This window comes from Shewanella hanedai (assembly GCF_007197645.1).
Classification (GTDB): domain Bacteria; phylum Pseudomonadota; class Gammaproteobacteria; order Enterobacterales; family Shewanellaceae; genus Shewanella; species Shewanella hanedai.
In genome coordinates this window covers 219,716-244,235 of sequence record NZ_VKGK01000001.1, presented here as the reverse complement: position 1 = coordinate 244,235, position 24,520 = coordinate 219,716, and the positions used below count along the sequence as shown (strand labels likewise).

Below are 24,520 nucleotides of genomic sequence, written 5' to 3'. Positions count from 1 at the left end.
AGCCCAAGGTCACTTGTCTATGACCAACTTTTGGCTCAGCTTACAGGTTTTTCTTGCACACTACCGTCAGGCACCACTGCAAGCTGGCGCTATCAGCATTGGTATCATATTGGCTGTCATGTTGCTAACTGGCGTGCGCGCCACGAATGAAAATGCAATTCAGAGCTATAGCTCAGCCACTGAGCTCTTAAGCCAACAAGCCAAGTGGAACATTATTCCCAGCCTTGGTAAGAAACACTTGGATGAGTCAATCTATTTTGACCTGCGTGCAGCCGGATTTAATCATAGCTTGCCTGTCATTGAAGGCGTGGCCACCAGCGCAGATGGCAAACGATGGCGAGTACAGGGAAGCGATCTGATCGCCGCGCTAACATCTCTGTCAGTCAGCAGCGATACTAGTAAAGCCAGCGATTCAAACAATGATGAAAAAAAACAGACAGCGTTGCTCTCGACCTCTATTCCTCTTGGTGAGATATTATCCGGCGCCTCTATCGTCATGATGAGTCAGTCAATGGCTGAGCAGTTTGGTGAAAAAGCCGAGTTTTCACTCTCAGGTGTTGAACTAAAAATTGTCGCCCTTGATGACAACACCAATTTAGGCTCCAGCATCCTAATGGACATCTCTTTAGCGCAGAAGATCCTCAAGCAGAGAGGACAACTAAGCTATGTCGCCATGTTTAGTGATGTCTCAATGCAAAAATCACAAATCGAGGGCTTGCTCAACCAGCGTGGTAATCTAATTGAAAGTGATAACGGCGACAGCCTCACTGCTTTGACCGAAAGCTTTCACCTTAATCTAACCGCCATGAGCCTATTAGCCTTTGTGGTCGGCCTATTTATTGCCTATAACGGCGTACGTTACAGTTTACTGAAACGCCAAAGGTTACTGACCCAACTTCAGCAGCTTGGTATCGACAAGGTTGCCTTAATGTCAGCCCTATTTACTGAACTGCTGATACTAGTCGTCCTAGGTTCAGTCGCAGGGTTTATCTTAGGCCTGCAGTTAAGTCACTGGCTGCAGCCTATGGTCTCAGTCACTTTGGAGCAACTCTACGGAGCTAAAATATTACCAGGGAACTGGCAGTGGTCTTGGTTTTTTCAGGCCCTTGGCCTGACTCTTTTTGCCGCTGTAGCGGCCTGCGGTTCACTATTACTGCAGCTTATTCATCAACCTTTATCAGGTAACGCCAATCATTTCACTCAAATAAGCAGTACAGCAAAAACTCAAAAATATCAGCTCATTGTCGCCTTAGTATTAGCCGCAATCGCTTGCGTATTGATCCCCCTAAGTCAGGATTATCGCTACAGCATGGCACTGATGGGATTAGTGATCATCGCCATTCCTCTGGCTCTGCCTTGGTCTTTGTCTATGATGGTTACCCTACTGCTTAAGCTGTTGAGCCAACTGCAGCGCAAGATTAGGTTCAAAGGATTACTCCATTATCAGGTGGCCGAAACTAAAGAGCTTGTTGCTCCCCTTTCACTGGCCATGATGGCAATGCTGCTAGCTCTCACTGCAAATATCTCGATGAACACTTTAGTCGGCAGTTTCGAAAGTACACTTAAGGTGTGGCTTGAATCTCGATTACATGCCGAGCTCTATATCAGGCCAGCCTCAGATCAGATGCTCGAAGTTGAAGCCTTCTTAGCCGAACGTAACGATGTCGATGCCATATACAAGCAGTGGTATCTCAAAAGCCAATTGCAGAAGTTGCCCATCAATCTGGTCAGCCGTGATGAAACCTCCCTCAGAGAGACCACAGTACTAAAATCATCTCTAGATGATCTCTGGCCTGAATTAATGGCAGGTAGGCAACTGATGATAAGTGAACCTTTGGCAATAAAGCTCAATATAAAATTAGGTGACAACCTAACCTTAGAGGCAATTCCCAATAGGCAATTTACGGTTGGCGGGGTGTTTTATGATTACGGTAACCCTTATGGCGAGATCCTTATCTCGCCAACGCTCTGGCAGCGTCTTGGCCTTCCTAATACACCGTTGAGTCTGGCCATCGGCACAAGTGGCTCCACAGATAAACTCAAACAGGCTCTGCAGGATAAGTTTTCGCTCCCTGATGCCATGATATACAGTCAAGCTAAGATAAAGCAGCAAGCCATCATTATGTTTAAAAAGACATTTTCGATCACCCAAGTGCTCAATACCTTAACCTTACTGGTCGCCGCTATCGGTCTATTCAGCGCCTGCTTTATGCTAACTCAGGCCAGGATGGCTCCCATGGCTCGCCTGTATACATTAGGGGTGAATAGAACTCAATTGACTCAAATGGTGTTCACTCAGATGGCTATTATTGTGCTGTTTACTTGCTTAATCGCCCTGCCTACTGGCGCGATATTAGGGTACTTATTGATCCACAAAATCACTTTACAGGCCTTTGGCTGGTCCATTGCCATGGAGTGGGATTGGCTTGCCTATGGTCAAGTCGTCGCACTAGCGCTCACTGCCAGTTTGCTAGCTGTCGCCCTTCCCCTGTATCGTCAAACTCGAAACCCGCTTATCTCCAGCCTGCAAAGTGAGGTGTTGTAATGATTCAACTGACTAAAACCATTGGCTTGGGGCTTAACTTGGGCTTACTCTTAATGCTCTCAGCCTGCTCAGAGCCTCAAACCTCGCACCAGTCTATCTCTATGGGTAAATTAATGGGGCCAACTCAAAACAACGACCAAACAGAGGGTGACGCAACATACACTCAAGTCGATAAAAACAGAGCCATCGTTTTTCCTCAAGATCACTTGTCACACCCAGACTTTCGGCAAGAGTGGTGGTATTTAACCGCCAATTTAGAAACAGCCCAAGGTGAGAAACTCGGCCTGCAGTGGACCCAATTTCGCATTGCTCTCACGCCAGAAAACAGCACAAAAATCCCCATCGAAACCCTTGCAGCAATAAAAGTGACCGAGAGCGATTGGGTCAGTAAACAGATCTATATGACCCATGCGGCTGTGACCACCAAAGATGAACATTTCGCCGAGGAAAGGTGGTCGAGACAACATCCTCAACTTGCTGATGTGTCTGCCGAACCGCTCACCATCAAAATAGATGACTGGCAGTGGACTGGCACGGGCAATATGCTGTTTCCGGCAACCTTAGCAGTGGCAGGCGACCAATTTAGTTATCAATTGACGCTGGATTCAAGCGCGCCTTATCAGCGACAAGGTGAGCAAGGTTACAGTGTAAAAAGTGCTGATGGCTCAGTGGCTTCCCATTACTATAGTCAGCCTTTTATTCAAATCTCCGGTCAGGTGACACTACAAGGCGAATCACAATCAGTCACGGGTAAGGCTTGGCTCGACAGGGAGTGGAGTTCACAATTTTTAAATAAGACGCAAGCTGGCTGGGACTGGTTTGCACTTAGGCTAGATGATGGCTCAACCTTGATGTTATTCCAACTTCGAGGTCAAACAGACACTGATACCCATTTTTACAGCGGGAGACGCATGTTTGCCAACGGCAGTGGGCGTAACATCGCCTCTAAAGAGATCGCCATAAAGGCATCAAGTTGGCACAAGATTGACTCGACTCGTTACCCAACCTCATGGCAGCTCAATATCCCCTCTGAGAACATAGACCTTGAGATCGACGCGCTTAACCCAAATGCAAAAATGCCATTAAGCATTCCCTATTGGGAAGGACCCGTATTGATATCCGGCAGCCACAAAGGTGAAGGGTATATGGAACTCACGGGATATTAAATCTAAGTTCTAGGTTCTGGAGGCATACCTAACTTGAATCACCACCAATTAGTTCCACCACCTCTAAATGATAATAACTATCATGCTCAACATGCTCAATAAACGGTCTAAACATGATAAAACCTGTTTGTTAAATAAGCATTTCATCAACTAATCAAGCTGTTCAGTCTCCTAGAAACAATAAAAGTCAAAACGTGAACTCGGTCACCCACAAAACGTTGATCTTGATCTACTAATGCCTTTAATACCTCCTATTGGGTATACCCACAGTAAGTGCAAGGTCTAAACTCGATGATAATTTTGGTAGGTGGCACTCCTAAAGCATTACCCCAACCGCCGCCTACCACTTCTATTTAAAGGTAAAACGAGATGAGTCAGGAATACCATGTCACCAGTTTAGTCGTACATGCGACTCCAAAAGCAGTCTCAGAAGTTGAAACCAAAATACGTGCTCTTGAAGGCGCAGAGATTCACGCCGTGACCTATGAAGGAAAATTTGTGATCACTTTAGAGGGAGATACTCAGCGATCCATCTTAGATAACGTCGAAGCGATTAACGCCTTAGAGGGCGTATTAAATAGCAGCCTGATCTACCACCAAGTGGAACCGATAGCAGAAAACTAGCCCCATTCAAATACTGGAAGCTAGTCACAACAATAACAACGCACATCAATAAATTTGAAGCAAGAAACCAAAAAGAGTGAGGAACACCATGAGCATTAGCCGTCGCGAGTTTCTGAAAGCCAACGCTGCAGTTGCCGCTGCAACCGCAGTAGGTGTCACCCTGCCAGTGAGAATCGTTGAAGCCGCTGAGCAGAAAGACAACATCAAGTGGGACAAAGCACCCTGCCGTTTTTGTGGCGTAGGGTGTAGCGTTTTGGTTGGTACCAATAATGGCAAAGTCGTTGCCACTCAAGGCGATCCAGAAAGCCCTGTCAACAAAGGCCTTAATTGTATTAAAGGCTACTTCCTATCAAAAATCATGTACGGAAAAGATCGTCTCACCACGCCGCTTTTACGTATGACAGATGGCAAGTACGATAAAGAGGGCGAATTTACCCCAATCAGTTGGGATAGCGCCTTTGATATCATGGCAGAAAAGTGGAAGCACACACTTAACACCAAGGGACCAACCGCGGTAGGCATGTTTGGCTCTGGTCAGTGGACTGTGTGGGAAGGCTACGCCGCGTCTAAATTGCACAAAGCAGGTTTCCTCACCAATAACTTAGATCCTAATGCTCGTCACTGTATGGCGTCTGCTGTCGCAGGCTTTATGCGCACCTTCGGTATTGATGAACCGATGGGCTGTTACGATGACTTAGAAGCGGCTGACCACTTTGTATTGTGGGGCGCCAACATGGCAGAGATGCACCCCATTCTTTGGGCTCGCCTGTCAGATCGCCGCTTGAGCAGTCCAACAAGTCGCGTACACGTACTCTCTACTTTTGAAAATCGTAGCTTCGATCTAGCCGACAACCCAATGGTGTTCCGTCCTCAATCGGATCTGGTTATTCTGAACTACATTGCCAACTACATCATTGAAAACGATGCAGTGAACAAAGACTTTGTAAACAAACACACTAAGTTTGTTTTAGGCGCCACAGATATCGGTTACGGCTTACGTCCTGAGCATCCGCTAGAGCAAAAAGCAGCAAATCCAGGCAGTGGTAAATCAACGCCAATAAGCTTCGATGAATACGCAAAATTTGTCAGCACTTACACTCTCGAATATGCCTCAGAGATGAGTGGTGTAGAGCCTGAAAAATTAGAGATTATGGCCAAAGCTTATGCCGATCCGTCGATCAAGGTGATGAGTCTGTGGACCATGGGCATCAACCAACACACTCGTGGTGTTTGGGCCAACAACATGCTCTACAACATTCACTTGTTGACGGGTAAGATTGCAACTCCGGGCAACAGTCCGTTCTCGTTAACGGGTCAACCTTCGGCTTGTGGTACTGCACGTGAAGTGGGGACTTTCTCTCACCGCCTACCTGCCGACATGGTTGTCACCAATCCTAAGCACCGAGCGATTACTGAAAAATTGTGGCAACTACCTGAAGGCACTATTCCGCCAAAACCCGGTTACCACGCCGTACAGCAGAGCCGTATGCTTAAAGATGGCAAGCTGAACTGTTACTGGACCATGTGTACAAATAACGTTCAGGCCGGCCCTAATATCAACGAAGAAATTTTACCGGGATTCCGTAATCCTGAGAACTTCATCGTGGTGTCAGATCCTTACCCAACAGTGTCAGCTATGGCTGCCGATCTTATTCTGCCTACCGCTATGTGGGTTGAGAAAGAAGGCGCTTACGGTAACGCCGAACGTCGTACTCACATGTGGCACCAGCAGGTGAAAGCTCCTGAAGGCGCGATGTCAGATCTATGGCAGTTAGTTGAGTTCTCTAAGCGCTTTAAGGTTTCTGAAGTGTGGCCAGCTGAGTTAATCGCTAAGAAGCCTGAGTACGCTGATAAGACCCTTTATGATGTGCTTTTTGCTAACGGAGTGGTGGATAAATTCCCAAGCTCTGAGTGTAAAGCCGAGCTTAATGATGAAGCTGAAGCCTTTGGTTTCTATGTCCAAAAAGGGCTGTTCGAAGAGTACGCTCAGTTTGGCCGCGGCCATGCCCATGACCTTGCCGACTTTGATACTTACCATGAAAACCGCGGTGCTCGTTGGCCGGTAGTGAACGGTAAAGAGACGCTACGTCGCTTTGTTGAAGGTAGCGATCCTTATGTTAAAGCCGGTGAAGGCTTTAACTTCTACGGTAAGCCCGATGGTAAGGCGGTGATCTTCGCCCTACCTTATGAGCCTGCAGCAGAGGAGCCGAATGAAGAGTTCGACCTATGGTTATCCACCGGTCGTGTACTTGAACATTGGCATACAGGCTCGATGACAGCCCGTGTACCTGAGCTTTACCGCGCATATCCTGATGCACAGATATTCCTTCATCCTGAAGATGCCAAGGCCCGCGGCCTTAAGCGTGGCGATGAAGTGATTGTTGCCTCACCTCGTGGTGAAGTGAAAACTCGTGTTGAAACTAAGGGGCGTAATAAGCCGCCAAGAGGCGTGGCGTTTATGCCGTTCTTCGATGCGCGTCAGCTAGTTAACAAGCTGCTGCTGGATGCGACTGATCCGCTCTCGAAAGAGACAGATTTTAAGAAGTGCCCAGTCAAAGTGATGAAAGTTTAATTAGCCTAAACAGCGGAGAACAAACAATGAAAAAATTATTCACTGCAGCCGCGCTTATCATGGCGCTAGCTGCCTGCTCTGGTCAGCAAACCAATACACAAGCTGACCCCGTCAATGTCAGCTCTTTGGGTCAATCTGCGATCACGGATATTAGGGCTGCCGATGCAATGCCTATCTATCCAAAGCGTGGCGCGTCAATCGAGCGTGACTTTGTTCATCAGCCTCCTATGATCCCTCATAAGGCCGATTACAAGATCACCATGAAACGAAACGGCTGTATGTCTTGCCACAGTTGGGATAAAGCCAAGAAGCGTAAAGCAACGCCTATCGACATCTCCCATGTCAAAGATGATAAAGGCAGCCTTAACAACCAATACTATTCATGTACTCAATGTCATGCTCCAATGGCAGAGAACAAGCTGCAATTGGTTGAGAATACCTTTTCTAATAAGTAAGTTGCGAGTCTGAAAGCAAAGACTTTATTTAAAAAACCACCTTTTTAGGTGGTTTTTTTATTTGTCTGAATAGCAGTAATCAATCTGAACCATTCATCTATCCCACAAAAGTTCACTACTCGTTTTAAGTTAAAAACCACTCTTTTTTGCTCATTTTTAAATCAAGCCTTCTGATATGTTAAATAAAACACAAGGAAGCATCAAATGAGCAACAAGCAAAAATCTAAACCAAACAAAACACAGCTGACCGATGATGTCATACGCCTTGGTGTCGATGTCGGCGGAACAAATACCGATGCGGTATTAATCTGTGGCCATCATGTGCTCGCCAGCACTAAGCAAACAACCACGGACAATATTTATCAAGGCATTGAAAATGCTGTCACAGACGTGCTTCAACAAGCGGGTCTTAGTAGTGAAGAGATTGATTTTTGTATGATAGGCACCACCCAGTTCACCAATGCATTTGTGCAACGCCGTGAACTCAATGATGTCGCTATTATACGACTCGGGCTGCCAACAGCCAAAGCACTGCCACCTTTGACTGGCTGGCCTCAATCCATGCTCGATAGCTTTAAACAGCAAGTATTTATGTTTCCCGGTGGCCATCACTTCAACGGCGCCGTGAACAGTGATTTCAGCGAGGTGTTACTGGATCCTGTGATTGAAAATATCTTGGCCAACTCACTCTCATCTGTTGCCATTAGCGCTGTTTTCTCACCTATCAACCAAGAGTTTGAGCTAAGGGCAAAACAGTATTTGCTGACACATTGCCCAGATATTTCAGTGAGCATGTCACATGAAATTGGCCGAGTCGGTATTATTGAACGTGAAAACTCCACCATCATGAATGCCAGTTTAGCCAAATTGGCAGAGCGTGTTGTTAACGCGTTTGAAACCTCGCTGGCTAAACTCAATATCAAAGCTCCGCTCTATATCACCCAAAATGACGGCACCCTGATGACTGCTGATGCAGTGCGTCAGTTTCCGGTCATGACCTTTGCCTCTGGGCCAACAAACTCTATGCGAGGCGCGGCATTTCTCAGTGGACAACAAGAGGCTATCGTCGCTGATATTGGCGGTACCACAACCGATATCGGTATGTTGATGCAAGGGTTTCCACGCGAGTCGAGCATGCATGTGGATATTGGCGGGGTGCGAACCAACTTTCGGATGCCAGATATTATCGCCACCGGGCTTGGCGGTGGCAGCATCTGTGACCCCGTAAAAGGCACGGTCGGCCCGCAATCTGTTGGCTACCTATTAAAGGAGAAAGCCATCAGCTTTGGAGGAGAGATATTAACCGCGACTGACTGCGCACTAACCCGCGATCCCGCATTTATTAAAGAGGCTAAACCTGAACTGGTAACGTTAAAAGCAGCCCAACTTGCGCCCATTAACCAAGCCATAAACAAACTCATCTCCCAAGGCATTGATGAGATAAAAACCAGCCGAGCTAAGGTGCCACTGATCTTAGTCGGCGGCGGCCATATTTTAGTCCATGAAACCCCAGCTGGTATCTCAGAAATCATCCGACCACAGTATGCCGAAGTCGCTAATGCCATCGGCGCCAGCATCGGCATGGTCAGTGGTGATATTGATCAGATCTTTGATTATGACGATCTGCAACGTGATGAAAGTCTTGAGCTGGCCAAACAGATGGCCATCAAAGCAGCCATAGTCGCAGGGGCAATTCCTGACACAGTGTCAATACTTGATATACAGGAGATGCCACTAAGCTATATCAAAGGTCAAGCCACTCGAATTCGTATTCGTGCCACAGGCCAACTATTTTTAACCAGCCAGAGGGCATGCTAATGAACCTGACGCTAAATGATTTGGAAGATTATGCCCGCGGCGCCGCTTTACTCGGTGCAGGAGGAGGAGGCGATCCCTATATTGGTCGTTTACTCGCAGAAGAGGCCATTAAAACCTATGGTGCACCTCGCATTATTTCAGCTCAAGAACTCGATGATGACGCCGTCATTATCTCAGTGGCCATGATTGGTGCGCCGACAGTTCTGATTGAAAAAGCCTGTTCTGGGGATGATATCGATCTGTTGATTAAGGCGATGGAAGCACGTCTAGGTAAACCCATAGACGCCTTAATGCCCATAGAGATTGGTGGCGTTAACTCTTGTTTGCCTTTGGTTGCAGCAGCGCGAACTGGCCTGCCCTTGGTTAACTGCGATGGCATGGGCCGAGCGTTTCCAGGCTTAGAGATGGTGACCTTCAATGTATATGGCTGTGATATTTCGCCAGTCGTTATGACAGATGAACATAATAATCAAGTGGTCATTGACACAGACAGCGCCGCCAAAGCGGAAAAGTTTGCCCGTAGCGTCGTCGGTGAAATGGGATTAAGTGCCATGCTCTCCTGCTATCCCCTTAATGGTAAACAACTTAAAAAATGGGGAGTACACGGCACCATGACTCTCGCGCTGGAATTAGGTCAATCCATACGCTTGGGTCGTAATGGCGACAACGCAGTGCAAGCTTTACTTTCTGCCCTCAACCAAACTGATTACTACTCACCCGCTAGATTACTGCTGACGGGAAAAGTGGTGGATGTTGAGCGTGTCACAAGGGATGGATTCTCTTTTGGGCACTGTTTAGTGCAGTCCTTTGATGGAGAAAAAGAGGTCAACTTGAGCTTTCAAAATGAGTTTTTAAGCGCTAAAAGCCAAGACACATTTCTAGCCACTGTGCCAGACATCATAGCGGTAGTTGATAGTGACAATGCCGAACCGATCACCGCAGAAACCATACGTTTCGGTCAACGGGTATGTGTCATTGCAACCAGTGTCCCCGAACTAATGCGCACGCCTGAAGCCCTTGCCATTTTTGGCCCTCGTTGCTTTGGATTAGACACAGACTACTTACCAACAACGACTAAATAATGATATGTAAGATGGAGAGATAATAAAATGAAAACAATATATTACCCCCTATTTCTTAGTATGACCATCATGCCTGTTGGTGTCCTTTGGGCTGATGTGGAAGACGCTGATAATCAGATCGAGACTCAAGGTATTGAAGTGATTCAAGTCACCGCACGTAAACGCACTGAATCGCTGCAAGAGATCCCCGATGCCGTGACCGCTTTTAGTGAATCTGATATCGAATCAGCTCGGATTGAACAAGTTAATGATTTCATCAATCTGACACCCAATGTCATATTTCGCAAAACCTTCAGAGCCGGGGCATCATTTATCACAATGAGGGGCATTACCGGCACCCAACAAGGACTGCCACCAGTAACTTATGTCGTTGATGGAGTGCAAGTTGGCTCAGCTGATTTCATCAATCAAGATATGGGCGAAATCGAGCGTATTGAAGTATTGCGTGGCCCACAAGGCGCACTCTATGGCGCAGGAGCCATGGCTGGCGCAATCAATGTCATCACTAAAGCACCTACCGAAGAGCTTTCCGGCAAGATAAAAGTTCAGTATGCCGAAGGTAATGACAAAACCGTCAGTGGCTACATAAGCGGCGGTGTGAGTGAGAATATCTTTGGTTTAGTCTCAGTGGGCGCCCGTAAATCTGATGGCTTGATTGACTCATCCAATGGTGACGATCTCGACTTTAATGATACAAAGCGAATTAAAACCCGCTGGCAGTATCTTGGTGATGAATTTAGTGCCGATCTTAGATTAGGCTACGCCAAGTATGAACAAGGCGCCGTGATGCAAGATCTACTGGCCAAAGGCGAGGAGTTCGCAACAGCTCAACACGCAGATCTTGATGACTTTTCAGGCTTAGGCCCAGAGCGAAGCTTTATCGGTAACGAAAACCAAACCTTTAAGGATGCCTCGCTCAAACTTGATTATGATTTCGATGACATGACACTGACTTGGATTAGCTCCTACCAAGATGCGGAGCAAGATCTGCTAGGCGATCTAGATTGGAGCGCTGCTAACATCTTCCTGCAAGATCTGGTCGATAACTTTGATGTCACCAGCCATGAAGTTAAACTCACTTCAAGCAACGATTCTGATCTACGCTGGTTAGCCGGAGCTTACTATCAAAAACGTAATGGTCTCAATCAACTGCGTATCCGACTTGAATCCACTGTAGGTGTTGTTGGCGATTCGATATTCGATCAAATTGATGTCAAAGAGGACACTATTAAGGCCGTATTTGCACAGGTAAACTATGATATTACCGATAAACTCGAACTGACGTTAGCGGCTCGCTATGATCAAGTTGACTATCAATCAACCCGTTTTAAAACGCCAAAACAGCAAGAAGTCGTGCCTTTACCAAATTCAAATGGCCAGTTGCAAAACACGCTAACTCAATCTGATAACTCTTTCCAACCTAAGGTATCACTGTCATACGATATCAATAATGACAGCATGATCTATGCAACCTATGCCAATGGTTTTAGACCTGGATTTTATAACTCTGGCAACCTCACTAAAGCTGAAACTACACAAAACTTCGAAATCGGCGGCAAATCAACGTGGTGGAATAACCGTATTCAACTAAACGGTGCACTTTTCTATATTGATTACTCTGAACAGCAGCTTTCTTTCATCATAGCAACAGCACCATTTAGACAAACCTCGAACATAGACCAAACAGAGATCCGCGGTTTAGAACTCGAAACCATTGTCATGCTAACCGATGAGCTTAGGTTTAATGCTGCATGGGGTTATACTGACTCTAAGGTAAAAGACACAGGACAAAGAGCCCCTGCGACCCCTAAATATACTTTGAATCTTGGGTTAAATTATGAAAAGGAGCTAGGCAGGGATTGGTTGTTCAATACTCGTTTAGATTACCGAGCACAGGGCAATTTCTTCCTTGGAACGACACAAGAGCCTTTGGAAGTAGGTGCTAAGCAGTTTGTGAATCTGACCGCTGCACTTGAATGGCAAGATTGGCGCTTTACCGTTTACGGAGAAAACATCACCGACGAGTACACCACGACCAATGCTTCATACGTTAATGGGTTATTGGGTACCGTAACCGGCATCATTCGAGCTTATACCCCTGGCCGTCAGATAGGTGCATCTGTCGAGTACAAATTCTAAAAAGACCTTTTGCTTTATCGAAAACAAGGACGTTGTTCCCTTTCTGGAGGCTAATATCGATTGCTATTATGCTTCCAGCTTTTTACTCCTCGCCAAGCTCGCTGCCAGTGCAGTTACAGCCTGTTTCCGGCTACTCACCCCCAGTTTTTTATAGACACTTTTCAGATGAAATTTCACTGTTTGTTCTGAAATATCCAGTTCAATGGCAATCTCTTTATTGCGTCTTTTACACGATACTAAGGCCATTACCGCCGTTTCTTTAACAGAGAGTAAAGTGCTTTTCTCCTGCTTTTTGGGTTCCTGAATTAAGCGTGTTCTGTTATGTCGATTCAATATATCCGTTAATTGATCTTTGGGAATCCAAGCTCGCAATTGCCACACTAATTGCAAATAACCGCTCGCTTCAACAATGGCAACCTCATGGGTCAACTTCACTTCATCACCTTGATTAATCGCTAACATTAAACGGCATTGGCAGGCTAATAAACCATGCTGTTGGGATTCTGAAAACTGTAAGGCTTGCGTTAATAACTCATCCCGCAAACTGGATGACTGCATCTGTAATTCAAGGTGTAGTTGCAGTAAACGCCAAGGTAACGAGATAGGATCATCCGGCAGTGGATGAATGTATGACTCAAACTTATCCTTAACCGTGGGATGGCTAAATTGAGCTAAACGAGCCAGATAATTCAACAGCAATTCTAAGTGGGCTAGGCGGTGCTTTTGACTATGTTCCCCTGCCGCCTTTAGCCACAGCTCTAGTGATTCTGGCTTGTTGTAGTGCAAGGCTGTTTTGGCTGCTAACGTATAGACAGCGGCATAAAGGTCAAACCAAGCCTCACTGTGATTAACTTCTCGCACCAGCTTGTCCATCACCGCCAATGAGGGAATTAATCCTCGATAAAATGCCAACTCACGCTTCACCGCCAACATTGCCACCCGAATGCTTTTATCTTGGCTGAATACACTCTGTACTCGGGTCGATACCCGCGTTAGATACGCTGAACTGACCTCTGGTTCCATTTTCAACATAGAGATATGGGATTGATGAATATCAAGAAAAGCTTCACCGTAATCCGCGTCTAACTCTTGTTGATAATAAGCACGCGCAGCGGCTAAATACCTTTCAGCCTCCTCTACCGCCCCCTGCTGTATTGCAATCAACAGAAGGATATTATTAATCAGTGCACCAGCAAAAGAGCCAAGACCATCATCGGTTAAAATATTATTTCCGCTTAACTTTTCGGAGCTATCTATTTGCAGACGAATAAAAAAGTCTCGCTGTTTTTGGCTCAAGTTTAATCCTTCATAGAGGCACACAAATGCATCAGCCACGGACCAATCGAAAGAGTCATCACGGTAGTGTCGATTGATCAGCTTTCTCGCTTTATCCACATCTCCTCGTTTTAAACTCACGATACACGCAAGCCAAGCAATCTCATCAAAAGCCAGCCACTCTTGAGGAGAGAACTGCAATAGAATTGACTCTAGATTGCCTAAACCGTGGCGGATCCATTGCAGTAAGCCACCTTGCTGTCGAAGTAACGACACGGCCAACCTCACTTCACCGCAAGCCATCATTAAGCGTATCGCGTTAACAACATCCCCTTGTGCCGCGTACTGCTCTGCAAGTATCAGATAAGCATTGTGAAAAGCAGCAGCATCCTCGCGAAGCCATAAGCTTTGCATCACTTGTTGCACCACCGGCAGTAGAGCCCAATCAGTGTCAGACTTTAGATTTAAGCCAGAAAACACTCGCTCAACTAACTCACTCATTGCGAGCTGTTCAAACTCGGTAAAAAGTCGTTTGGCTAACAGTGGGTCAATGCACAACAAACGAACTTTGCTGCTATCAAACTCATTTAGGTTGCTCAGCACTTCCTGAAACAATAACTGATGTAAGACAGGATGCTGTATTAACTTCAGTTCAAGCTGCTCAATCGAGCTGGTCACATTGGATTCTGAGATGGCTAACATAACTAGAAAAGGGCAACCCAATGTCATGCTAAACAATTGAGAAGCGGAAACTACATAATTTGAAGGACTCAGAGATTCGATATCGCTATAGGAAAAAGCAAGCGCATCTGGACCGAGTAAAGTACAGGTTTGCAACAAAGAAGCAGACAAGCGATTGAGGCCGTTAATATTACGGCCAGCCAATACGAGTCGACACTGTTCTAAGGTAAATAAAGGATGCAGCTTTTGCCACAGCGCAGGCTCGATGTCATCCCAATCATCCAGATAAACAGTGTCTAAGGAAGTCACTTTATCTAGGATTGATTCAAGGTGCTCCAGCCACTGACCGTCTTTGCCGCTAATGCAGTAATCTAGTGCTTGGTTATCATTCTGATACTCTTGCTGGTGCTGCAATATCAAACTTGTCTTGCCAAACCCTACGGGCGCGATCAACAGCACTGTATTTCCAGAGGATTGTTCCAAAGCATCCTCAAGTAACTTAGCTCTTAACACAGTACTGTTCTGGCTCATCATTATCCGGTTCAAAGAAGATGTCTAAATATATAATCAAACACTAATAGTGAGTCTAACGCCAGTCAACTCCAGATAAAAATGGCTATAAACGCAAACTGTAAAAATTATCCATTACATCGAATATGACATTCATATCTGACAAAGAGCAAAAACAATTCAAGCCGATGAATTAATTAGATATTTAAGATAAAACCACCTTTCAGGTGGTTTTATCTTAAGGCATGTTGATGATTATCACTTGCAACCTAAACTCTCAAACTCTTCAGTCGACATATACTCTGTAGTTGGCAGGTAGTCCCCCATCACAGCGTACTCGTCACCAGGCGTAGAGGTATTCTGAATCGCTTGTGAAAAGTCCTCTTTCGGCAACATGTTTCTGACGATAAGTAACGCTTCATTTAAGCGGCTCTCTCCTCCCTCAATCACACGCCCAAAACCATCACCTTGCTCAGTCCAAGGCAGATAGTTATGTCCACATTCGTTTGTCGCATTAGTTGGTTTGTCGGCTAATAAACTCGTCACAACAGTGTAGTAGCCATCGTCATCCAGCGTTAATTCCTCATCAAACAGACAAGCGGTAACAGCCTGAGAGTAGTACTCGTTTTGACAAATAGACCAGTACCTTAACTGGGAACCCTCCTCATCATAAATTGGCACAGATGCTAAGGTTTTAGGCAATGAGGGGAGCTTTCCTCGTGTCACTGCCACCGCCCCAAAATCGTTATTAAGGAAGGTACTGACATATTGATTATCAGCATTAGCATAGAAAGTGACCTGTCTTTCAGGCATACCGTCACAGCGCCCTAAGAAGCTACATTGAAAGCCGAATGTGCCATTATAAGCCGCTCTCCAAACAGCGGGGTTATGGGCAGGTTCTACAGCCGGATTAGCTCTAACCTGCTGATAAGTTCCCGCTGGAACCAGAGGAATAGATAAGTTATCGATATCAACCTGTAGGGCACTACAGGCTTGCTCACCTACAAGTATCTCTCCAGACTCAAGAGTCAATTCAACAGCGGGAAGCGGGACATCTCCAAGCCCATCTCGGCCCTCATCGGTGACATAAATACGATAAAGAAGTACTGACTTATCACCTGATCCAACATAGTCATAGAGGGTATTTGGCGCCTCCTCTCCATCAGGTTCACCTTGGGCGACCTCAATGGTAAAGTCTCTTGATCTGTGCTGGCGATCTCCGCCTTGCAAAAAAGGATTAAACGACCCTTGATCTGGTGCGATATCCTGATCGGTTAAAGATGATGCCGGAGAAGTATCTAGACGATAACTGTTTAGCGATATATACCTAGCATAGGGATACTGGCCATTAAGTGTTAACTTAGCGCCACTAGGCAGTTTGTAGCCCGCATGCCAGTAGTTAGCACCAGTATCTGGGTAGGCAAAGTTACGATCGGGATGATCGATATTGTAAGGACCGACCCAAAAACATGGACTCGGTGTCACCTCTTTTTGAACCACCTCTTGGGTGCTATCATCACAACCATTCAGCAGCACTGCTGATAAAGAAACGCAGATTACAGCAAGTGTGAAGCGCTTTCCTCCTAACCAATTTAAGCTATTCATATCCATATACCCTTCCCCATCTATTTATCATTTTTATTAAGCTTGCCCCTAGAGGTACTACTAAATCAGTGCTCTGTTAATACTCAAAGTTATCTGAGTGGGTTTGAGATCAAGCCTGTTTATTTGTAACCTAGCTTATCTGGGAGTGAATTAATGGTTACATCGGGACAGATTTATGACTTTAGAAGACAAGTTAACAGTACCGACTGAGGCAACAACCTTGTCTTCCTGGGCCCTTGCCATCTGTCGAACCATAGACAGCTACGGCGTCGAAAGTAGTAAATTACTGCAACAAGTTGGTATTAACCCCACACTACTTCAAGACCCCAATGCTCGCATACCAACAAAGCTAGTCACACAACTTTGGCACCTAGCGGTGGTAACGACCGGAGATGAATCCATAGGGCTAAAGGTGGCTAATTTTGTTCAGCCAACCAGTTTTAACGCCTTAAGCTTTTCGCTACTAGTCAGTGAGTCACTACTTGATGCTTGGGAGCGGATAAAACGCTACTATGAGATCATCAGCAATGTGCTAGAGATGAAAATCGAGAGAGGCGAAAAAGAGTCCGCACTCTGCTTTATTCGTTTACCCGAAAAACACTATGCCGATGAAGCGATAGATGCCTTTATGGCAACAAACCTCTCTATATCGCAACAGATAAGTCATGGACAACTGCAACCGAGTAAACTCGAACTTGAGCGAGCCGCTCCCACAGACCCTAGTACCTTTCACTCGCTGTTCCTCTGTCCAATCGAATTCAATGCTGATGGTAATCGTATCTATTTTACCAATGAAGCACTTAACATCCCATTTCCCTCAGCTAACAGGGCACTAGCACTGAAAAATGATCTTGCCGTTGAGGAGTACCTAGCTCAGCTCTCGACTCAATCCTTCAGCAGCAAAGTTGCTAAAGAGATCGTTATCGCCATGAGCCTAGGTAATCCTGAGCGAGAAAGCATAGCTAAAACATTCCATATGAGCAGTCGAAACCTCCAGCGAAAGCTAAAATATGAACAGACCAGCTTCAGTGAACTGTTAGATCGCGTCCGCAAGGATCTGGCATTGAAATACATACTGAATTCTGAAGTTGCAATTATTGAAATATCTTTTCGATTAGGCTTCAAAGATCCAAGTAATTTCACCCGTGCATTTAAGCGCTGGTACCAGAAATCCCCCCTGCAATACCGTAAACAGAAGTAACTTTTAATCTCTACGCCATAATGTGTTCATTTAATAACCACCTCGTTCAACAATCGATATTATGACTATTGCTATCTCATCGAATTAAGGTAATTTGATTAAAACACCAATTAAGGAACCTTATATGAAGCAAGGTAAACACGACGCACAACTGTTAAAGCTCGCGATGGAAATTGGTGTTGGATATGCAAAGAAAAGAGGGTTTGCTGACTTTGATAAGGGGATCTCACCTAAAGATAAGGTCGAGTGTATCTATCGATTATTGGTCACAGATAAGCTGATTCAACCCCTCGCAAAAGACAAAGAAGATGGCCCAAATATGAAACACAAGCTGGTGTTATGGATCACCCGTCAGCTTCCTCCAGAACATGAGTTATTGAACTAGTCTAGCTTGTAACATTGGGAGGTGCTCAGATGACGCCTTTCCCTTTGCTTCAAAACAAATTTAAATCTCCTGCGAATTAGAGCCCCGTTGATTCAGCGGAAACAAAAAAGCAGCAATGAGAAATGGTTCTCATCACTGCTTAAAAGGTACATCTCGAACCAATCAGGCTTAGTTTACTTCTTCCAGCCTAATCTCTTCTCAATTGAATCGATCATCGCTGAGGCAACATCGATACCAGTAGCAGTTTCGATGCCTTCAAGACCAGGCGAAGAGTTAATCTCTAACAATAGCGGCCCCTTGCTTGAACGAATAATGTCGACTCCCGCGACTTCAAGTCCCATGGTTTTAGCCGCTTTAATGGCAAGTTTTCTCTCATCTGGAGAGATCTGAACCAGAGATGCAGTGCCACCTTGGTGGATGTTAGCTCTAAACTCGCCAGGCGCGGCTGTACGCTCAATCGATGCAACAATCTTACCGTCGATAACGAAACAACGTAGATCTTTACCATCAGCTTCCTTGATGAACTCCTGCACTAGCAAGTTAGCTTTCAAGGATTTAAACGCATTGATCACACTCTCAGCAGCTTTACGGGTTTCGGCCAGAACTACGCCTTTACCTTGTGTACCCTCGAGCAATTTAACAATCAATGGCGCGCCGCCAACCATGTCGATCAGATCGGTGGTATCAGCAGGTGAATTAGCGAAACCACTGGTCGGAATATTCAAATTATTCTTCTGTAGCAACTGCAAAGAGAACAACTTATCTCTTGAGCGAGTGATCGCTTCAGAGCTATTGAGCGCCATAACACCTAGGCTTTCAAAGTGACGCGTCAGTGCGCAACCGTAAAACGTAATACTTGGACGAACACGCGGGATCACGGCATCAAGATCGTTTAACACCCTGCCATCACGGTAATGGACTTCAGGCTGAGAGGCATCTAGCTTCATGTAGCACTGCTTGATATCGAAAAAGTACATTTCGTGGCCGCGTTGCTGGCCAGCCTCAATAATACGTTTATTACTGTATAGATTTGGATTGCTCGCAAGCAAGCCTATCTTTAGGCCGCTACTTGGGATCTCAACATGACCATAAAGTGTTTTAGCATCTTCATCAGTCATCTCGCCTAAACAGCAAGTCGTTGATGGATCGACTAAGACTTTATCGCCCATAGCTTCACGCCCTAACAGCATGCGATAGCCCATGTTGGCACGGTTAGTCAATGTCAGTTCAATCTCCCAAGACTGCTCACCCAGCTGTAACAGTTCGCGCACAACATAGCGCTTCTCTGTTTCGCCATTTGAACTCTTGATCACGCGTCGATCGATGAGTTTAGACTCACACACTAAGGCAATTTTACGACTGCCTTGCAGAGGATGAACTTCATAACTCACCCAAGTGCCATCTTCGCGCTTTGAAGTTGAAATATTGATAGCGTGGATAGCGGAAGTCTTAGCACCGGAATCTACACGGGCCTTAACTGCCTTAATACCTAAACCAGGTAAAGCACACCACTCTTCACTACCGACAATGATTTTATTACTCATATTTTTTCTACATGAATAGCCTAATTAAAAGCAAAAAATACACCTGTTTTCGATTTTTATAAAGATATTATTTCTAATAAATATAAAACTATTATTTTCAAACAATTAGACTATTTATCTTGCTATCAAATTGAAGTTACCCATTACTTTTTGTATTGCGAACGCAATTAATTGCACGAAAAACACGCTTTAAAGTAAATTGCAGGCAAAAAAATACCCATCAATATGATAGGTATTTTTAGGAGTTAATACTTAAGTTGTATCTAAATTAACAGGCGCTGGACCACATCAAATTAGGCACTCGTTTAGATTAAGCCTCGATTGGCGATACAACAAACAACAAATCACCTTGAGATACTTGCTGACCGTTACTGTTAAGTACTCGCTCGATACGGTACTTCTTATCTTCTGGATAAAGTACGGCATCTTTACGGTTATAAGTAGCTAGGTTTAACTGAGAGAACATCTTCATTGCTTCTGTAAGCGCTAAAGTCTGATCTGCTGTAACAATATCGCCTTCTTTAACAAAGTCAGGCTGACCTGGCGCTGGAGAGGTATAGAAAATACCTGCACCTTGTGCCATTACTTTAAGCTCATTACTCTCACCAACACGTAATGATTCAGTGTCAACACCGACCATCTCTGCCGCCGCTTCCATCTCTGCAATCAGCTCAGGAATATCAAGCTCAGCCATTAGACGAGGTAGGTAGTTAGTATCGTAAACACCTTCGTTGAAAGTGCCATCTTTCAAGATGCGCGTAAGCAAAGGAATGTTAGTGGCAATACCTTTGATCACAGCACTGTTTGCTAAGTAGTCATGCAGTTTAGTGATCACATCTTCACGGCTCTCACCACGACAGATTATCTGTGCGATTAAGCTATCGTAGTAAGGTGAAACCTCTTTACCTTCACCCGCAATAGAGATGATTTCGATATCATCACGCTCAGGCATTTTGTACTCAGTGATCAAGCCAGGGTGTGGCAATAACTGCAGAATACCATTGCTGTCCAGTGCAGCTTTCTCAGCAGTCACACGCACTTCAATCGCATAACCAATATCTTGAGGCTCTAAGTCTTCAATCGAACGTCCTGCTGCAATATCAAAGCCTGCGCTCACAATATCAATACCTGACGTTGCTTCAGTTACTGGATGCTCAACCTGTAGACGTGTATTCATCTCCATAAAGTAGACTTCGTTCGCGTCTAAGTTATAGATAAATTCAACAGTACCGGCGCCCATATAATCGGTCGCATTACCCAATGCACGAGTGTACTCAAGCACTTTCTCTTTCAGCTCAGGTGGTAGCATTGTCGAACCCGACTCTTCTACAACCTTCTGATTATTACGCTGAACTGAACAGTCTCGAATACCCAATACTTTGGTGTTACCAAACTGGTCACGTAGCAACTGAACTTCAATATGACGTAATGACGTTACGTATTTCTCGAGATAAAGATCACCGTTACCAAACGCTGCTGCGGCCTCAGTAGAAGTCTGTTGGAACAAACTGATCATATCAGATGAACGCTCTACAACCTGAATACCTTTACCGCCACCACCTTGTACAGCTTTAAGCAGTACAGGATAACCAATGTCATTCGCTACGTTTACCGCTTGCTCTGCATTGCTCAAAATACCGTGGCTACCAGGAACAACTGGGACACCATTGACCTGAGAGGTCTTAATCGCATTCGACTTGTTACCCATGGTCGTCATGCTGTGTACACTTGGGCCTACAAAGTTAACGCCATTGTTGACACATAGTGCGGCAAACTGTGGGCTTTCTGATAGGAAACCGATACCAGGGTGAAGTGCGTCGACATTCTCGTACTCGGCCACTTTCAATACTGAATAGGCGTTAAGGTAACTTTCATCTGATGTGTTACCACCAATACAGACTAACTTATCACCCTCTTTTAGCATATCAGCAGGGACTGAAGTCATATCCGGATCCGATGCAACCAACACGACATTGATATTATTGTCATGTGCCTTACGGATAAGCTTAACCGCAGTACAACCACGGGCATGGATCAATACTTTATTGATTGGCTTCATTAGCTGACGAGGATCGTCTTGGACAATCTCTTCATCAGCAACCAACATCTCAGGAACCAATGTTGATAGTGCTTTGCCAATTACCTCTTCAATCTTAGCGGTAGGCTTAGGCATTAACGGATCGATACCTGACAACTGGTCATCAATCGTGTCGCTAAATGGATTGATCACCAAGGCGTCCATCGCACCCGGCACTTTCGACAAGTAGTTTGATAATGTCGCAGTCGAAGGCAGGTAAGCCGGTACAACCATTTGGCCTGCAAACGGCATATTAGTACCCGATAGGTAGTAAGTCTGCACGAGAGGATGCGTCACGAAACTCGCCTGAGCACCACCAGTACAATCGCCATAACCAAACATTAATACAGGCAACTCGTTATCACGAATAAAGCGCGTGATACGGTCGTTGACCACAGCCATAGAGAACAGTGCTGCAGCACCTTCTTTAGTCTGCATACCACCAGAACTGATGAAGCAGATAACAGGCAGCTTACGCTTAGCACATTCAATCAGTAGCGCAGAGAATTTCTCAGCACTGGCCATATCAAAAGCGCCAGCTTGGAATGCTGTGTTAGACACCGCAAGACCAACTTTAATCTGTTGACCATCTTGCTCAAAATCAGCAACACCAGTGATTAAACCACAAGGGCGAATGCCTTTATCAAGTGCATCTTCAATAGAAAGACGGAAACCTGGGAAGTTAAGCAAGTTAGCTGACATTTTGTCGCCATTTAACTCTTCGAAATCGGTGAAGAATTTATTGGTGATATTTTCCCAACCCATCTTACCGCTACGCTTCTCATCACGAAGCACTTTCTGGATCAACAGATCCTGATAACCCATGGTGAGACGGTTCCAGAAATCTTTACGGCGACCAATACGAACAGGGTTAATCGCACCAGTGTACTCATGGTTCTCATTTTCACTGTCGAAATATTCAGGCAGTAAACGCTCGAAGAAATAAGTCAGGATAACGAAAAGGCTATCGTTTAACTGAGGGAAACCAACACTCTTCCACTGCTCAGTTTTGGTCAGTAACTCTGCACGGTTTGACTGAGACATAAAGAACTTCAGCCACTTGTAGAACTTACCTTTATCGTTTGCAGTATCTTGAGTCGATAACGCGCGATCGATTGAATCATGAAGCAAGTTATCGACAGATGCACGGGACAAACTCTTCGACATCATGGCCTCTTTAGCGATTGACGCTAAGTTGCCCACGACATTGTCATACAATGCGTTGAAGATAAGAATGTTGTGACACTGCCAGATAAAGTCTTCACGTAGCTCGTCGTGAATAACCACATCAAGTACAGTCAGTTGGTTCAGCTCAGGCCAATCAACTTGAGTGACTTCTGGAGGCAAAGTTTCAAGGTACTGGATCAGGCCTTTGAAGTTATTCTCTGCATTGCCTTTCCAGCGGTGGTATAGAGACCAACCGATGTTAAATAACAGTGCTTTACGTGCTTTCTTATAGTTCTCTTTTGGTTCACCCAAAATCAAACGAGTCAGCATGTTACGTTCAGTAGAAACATCATCACGCTTAGTGGTGAAGTTGCTCCAAAGTTTGTTTAGCTCTTCATCGTAAACCAGTTTATCAGGGCTTGATAACCAAGACTGAAAGACACGATCTTGCTCTTGTGCGATACGAGCAAGTAGATCACCTTCAGGTACGCTGACCTTAGATAAACGACCATACTGCTCTTGAGAGATTGAGTGAATACGGCTACGAAGTGTCAAATAACGCAGGTAACGGTAAGCACTACCAAATAGGTTAAGGTGCATCGTCGGGTTGTTTGCGACAGCAAGTTCAGCATGATCTTCAAGTGCTGCAAGATTTGTAGAAGGCGTTAAGAAACGGCTCAAACTGCGGTCATAATGCTCACGTAGATCTTCTGATTCACGTACGAACTGAATAGCAGCATGCTCAACGGCTTCAACGCTGCTGATAATAGCGCGACGAAGGTTATGTTGACGCTCATCTTTATCTGAAGGAGAGAAATCGATAATACCGTCGATACAACCTGACGTGTATAGCTCTTCAGGAGACACACCCACTGATTTAGCACATTCCTGCCAAGACAAGTTGTACTTACGCGCAATGCTCTGCAAGCCTTGTGGCTGAATAGTGTTGAAGATACCGTCACGCAGTGACAGTAAAATGTTAGCGGCAGCTAATGGAATTGCGCCACCAGAATAACCAGCACCAATAACGATACCCACTGTTGGTACGTCAACGTTGACACTTTCTGCAATGGCTTTTGAAATCGTGTGCGCTTGGTTTTGGCTGTTAGCTATTTCACCAGCATCGGCACCAGGGGTGTCGATAAGATAGATGATAGGCATTGCCAGTTCAGCGAACTTACGAATAGCCTTACATGCTTCGAGGTGATGCTCAGGCAACCATGCACCGTTGCTTGTTGTACGTTCTTGGGCGATAAAGCCTAAACGACGTGTACGAGTACCGAAGTTAAGTTCAATTTCAGCACTGTAAAATGGACCCATGTGGTTTTCGGCAATTAACTTGCCTTTAAGATCGGCAATGACACGCTTAGCACCAAGACGGCTCTTATCTAACGTCGGTTGTATCACTCGTGTGACATAACCATCTACATCTAGCTGCTCCAGTTCTTTAAGGTTTGACTGGATAGCGTCGTCACCTAAGAGACCTTTGATCTCTTCAGATAGACTCTGTTTACTGTGTTCAGGAAACAGTGAAAAATCTTGCGCCAAGTGTTCAGCTTTAAGAAAAAGCGGATCGGCTGATTGAGCTTGAGTCATGTTTGTGGGCTTATTGTTGCTGGTCATCAATTGATCCTCTGCTTAGCCTCTAAAATTTTTAGCCAGTAAATATAACTT

Annotated in this window: 14 protein-coding genes and 1 pseudogene; 10 read left to right on the top strand and 5 right to left on the bottom strand. The window is 45.2% G+C overall.

Annotated features, from left to right (window positions below):
• Positions 1-19 precede the first annotated feature (19 nt).
• From FN961_RS00940 to FN961_RS00905, 8 genes are all read left to right on the top strand, one after another.
• Complete coding sequence (locus FN961_RS00940; RefSeq protein ID WP_143562673.1) at positions 20-2,545, top strand: ABC transporter permease; 2,526 nt, start codon at positions 20-22, stop codon at positions 2,543-2,545.
• Positions 2,545-3,711, top strand: a complete 1,167-nt coding sequence (locus FN961_RS00935) for a lipocalin-like domain-containing protein (RefSeq protein WP_143562672.1) — start codon at positions 2,545-2,547, stop codon at positions 3,709-3,711. Before FN961_RS00940 ends, FN961_RS00935 begins: the two co-directional genes overlap by 1 nt.
• A gap of 369 nt (positions 3,712-4,080) precedes the next feature.
• Entirely contained in the window at positions 4,081-4,335 is a 255-nt protein-coding gene (locus FN961_RS00930) for a chaperone NapD (RefSeq protein WP_143562671.1), read from the top strand.
• A gap of 88 nt (positions 4,336-4,423) precedes the next feature.
• Positions 4,424-6,907 (top strand): nitrate reductase catalytic subunit NapA, encoded by a 2,484-nt coding sequence (gene napA, locus FN961_RS00925; protein ID WP_143562670.1) that lies wholly within the window; start codon positions 4,424-4,426, stop codon positions 6,905-6,907.
• Between the two features lie 26 nt (positions 6,908-6,933).
• Positions 6,934-7,362 carry a nitrate reductase cytochrome c-type subunit gene (locus FN961_RS00920; RefSeq protein WP_143562669.1) on the top strand — a complete coding sequence of 143 codons (429 nt, stop codon included), beginning with the start codon at positions 6,934-6,936 and terminating at the stop codon, positions 7,360-7,362.
• Positions 7,363-7,566: 204 nt separating this feature from the next.
• Positions 7,567-9,180 (top strand): hydantoinase/oxoprolinase N-terminal domain-containing protein, encoded by a 1,614-nt coding sequence (locus FN961_RS00915; protein ID WP_143562668.1) that lies wholly within the window; start codon positions 7,567-7,569, stop codon positions 9,178-9,180.
• A complete protein-coding gene (locus FN961_RS00910; RefSeq protein ID WP_143562667.1) occupies positions 9,180-10,262 on the top strand; it encodes an S-methyl thiohydantoin desulfurase family protein in 1,083 nt (360 codons plus the stop codon). Before FN961_RS00915 ends, FN961_RS00910 begins: the two co-directional genes overlap by 1 nt.
• Before the next feature lie 27 nt (positions 10,263-10,289).
• Positions 10,290-12,401, top strand: a complete 2,112-nt coding sequence (locus FN961_RS00905) for a TonB-dependent receptor (RefSeq protein WP_143562666.1) — start codon at positions 10,290-10,292, stop codon at positions 12,399-12,401.
• 66 nt (positions 12,402-12,467) lie between these two features.
• Here the strand turns inward: FN961_RS00905 and FN961_RS25995 are convergent, their stop codons facing one another.
• Positions 12,468-14,891, bottom strand: a complete 2,424-nt coding sequence (locus FN961_RS25995) for a helix-turn-helix transcriptional regulator (RefSeq protein ID WP_143562665.1) — start codon at positions 14,889-14,891, stop codon at positions 12,468-12,470.
• A 234-nt stretch (positions 14,892-15,125) separates the two neighbouring features.
• Positions 15,126-16,472, bottom strand: a complete 1,347-nt coding sequence (locus FN961_RS00895) for a hypothetical protein (RefSeq protein ID WP_229814586.1) — start codon at positions 16,470-16,472, stop codon at positions 15,126-15,128.
• A 175-nt stretch (positions 16,473-16,647) separates the two neighbouring features.
• Between FN961_RS00895 and FN961_RS00890 the strand changes: the two genes are divergently transcribed.
• Together FN961_RS00890 and FN961_RS00885 are read left to right on the top strand one after the other, a co-directional pair.
• Positions 16,648-17,673, top strand: a complete 1,026-nt coding sequence (locus FN961_RS00890) for an AraC family transcriptional regulator (protein ID WP_143562663.1) — start codon at positions 16,648-16,650, stop codon at positions 17,671-17,673.
• A gap of 124 nt (positions 17,674-17,797) precedes the next feature.
• A complete protein-coding gene (locus FN961_RS00885; RefSeq protein WP_143562662.1) occupies positions 17,798-18,058 on the top strand; it encodes a DUF5062 family protein in 261 nt (86 codons plus the stop codon).
• Between the two features lie 173 nt (positions 18,059-18,231).
• On the opposite strand, the gene rimK is transcribed toward FN961_RS00885, so the two are convergent.
• The 3 genes and pseudogenes from rimK to FN961_RS00875 all read right to left on the bottom strand — a co-directional run bounded on the left by rimK (position 18,232) and on the right by FN961_RS00875 (position 24,469).
• Positions 18,232-19,176, bottom strand: a complete 945-nt coding sequence (rimK, locus tag FN961_RS00880) for a 30S ribosomal protein S6--L-glutamate ligase (protein WP_229814602.1) — start codon at positions 19,174-19,176, stop codon at positions 18,232-18,234.
• A gap of 27 nt (positions 19,177-19,203) precedes the next feature.
• A pseudogene (locus tag FN961_RS25990) lies at positions 19,204-19,602 on the bottom strand (ATP-dependent zinc protease family protein); the annotation flags it as partial.
• A 310-nt stretch (positions 19,603-19,912) separates the two neighbouring features.
• On the bottom strand, positions 19,913-24,469 hold the full coding sequence (locus FN961_RS00875) for an ATP-binding protein (RefSeq protein WP_143562660.1): 4,557 nt from the start codon (positions 24,467-24,469) through the stop codon (positions 19,913-19,915).
• Between the last annotated feature and the right edge of the window lie 51 nt (positions 24,470-24,520).

Excerpts from the sequence above, each read along its gene's own strand:
- FN961_RS00940 (WP_143562673.1), top strand. The coding sequence starts at position 20 with ATGACCAACTTTTGGCTCAGCTTACAGGTTTTTCTTGCACACTACCGT.
- FN961_RS00935 (WP_143562672.1), top strand. The coding sequence starts at position 2,545 with ATGATTCAACTGACTAAAACCATTGGCTTGGGGCTTAACTTGGGCTTA.
- FN961_RS00930 (WP_143562671.1), top strand. The coding sequence starts at position 4,081 with ATGAGTCAGGAATACCATGTCACCAGTTTAGTCGTACATGCGACTCCA.
- napA (WP_143562670.1), top strand. The coding sequence starts at position 4,424 with ATGAGCATTAGCCGTCGCGAGTTTCTGAAAGCCAACGCTGCAGTTGCC.
- FN961_RS00920 (WP_143562669.1), top strand. The coding sequence starts at position 6,934 with ATGAAAAAATTATTCACTGCAGCCGCGCTTATCATGGCGCTAGCTGCC.
- FN961_RS00915 (WP_143562668.1), top strand. The coding sequence starts at position 7,567 with ATGAGCAACAAGCAAAAATCTAAACCAAACAAAACACAGCTGACCGAT.
- FN961_RS00910 (WP_143562667.1), top strand. The coding sequence starts at position 9,180 with ATGAACCTGACGCTAAATGATTTGGAAGATTATGCCCGCGGCGCCGCT.
- FN961_RS00905 (WP_143562666.1), top strand. The coding sequence starts at position 10,290 with ATGAAAACAATATATTACCCCCTATTTCTTAGTATGACCATCATGCCT.
- FN961_RS25995 (WP_143562665.1), bottom strand. The coding sequence starts at position 14,891 with ATGATGAGCCAGAACAGTACTGTGTTAAGAGCTAAGTTACTTGAGGAT.
- FN961_RS00895 (WP_229814586.1), bottom strand. The coding sequence starts at position 16,472 with ATGAATAGCTTAAATTGGTTAGGAGGAAAGCGCTTCACACTTGCTGTA.
- FN961_RS00890 (WP_143562663.1), top strand. The coding sequence starts at position 16,648 with ATGACTTTAGAAGACAAGTTAACAGTACCGACTGAGGCAACAACCTTG.
- FN961_RS00885 (WP_143562662.1), top strand. The coding sequence starts at position 17,798 with ATGAAGCAAGGTAAACACGACGCACAACTGTTAAAGCTCGCGATGGAA.
- rimK (WP_229814602.1), bottom strand. The coding sequence starts at position 19,176 with ATGACTGATGAAGATGCTAAAACACTTTATGGTCATGTTGAGATCCCA.
- FN961_RS00875 (WP_143562660.1), bottom strand. The coding sequence starts at position 24,469 with ATGACCAGCAACAATAAGCCCACAAACATGACTCAAGCTCAATCAGCC.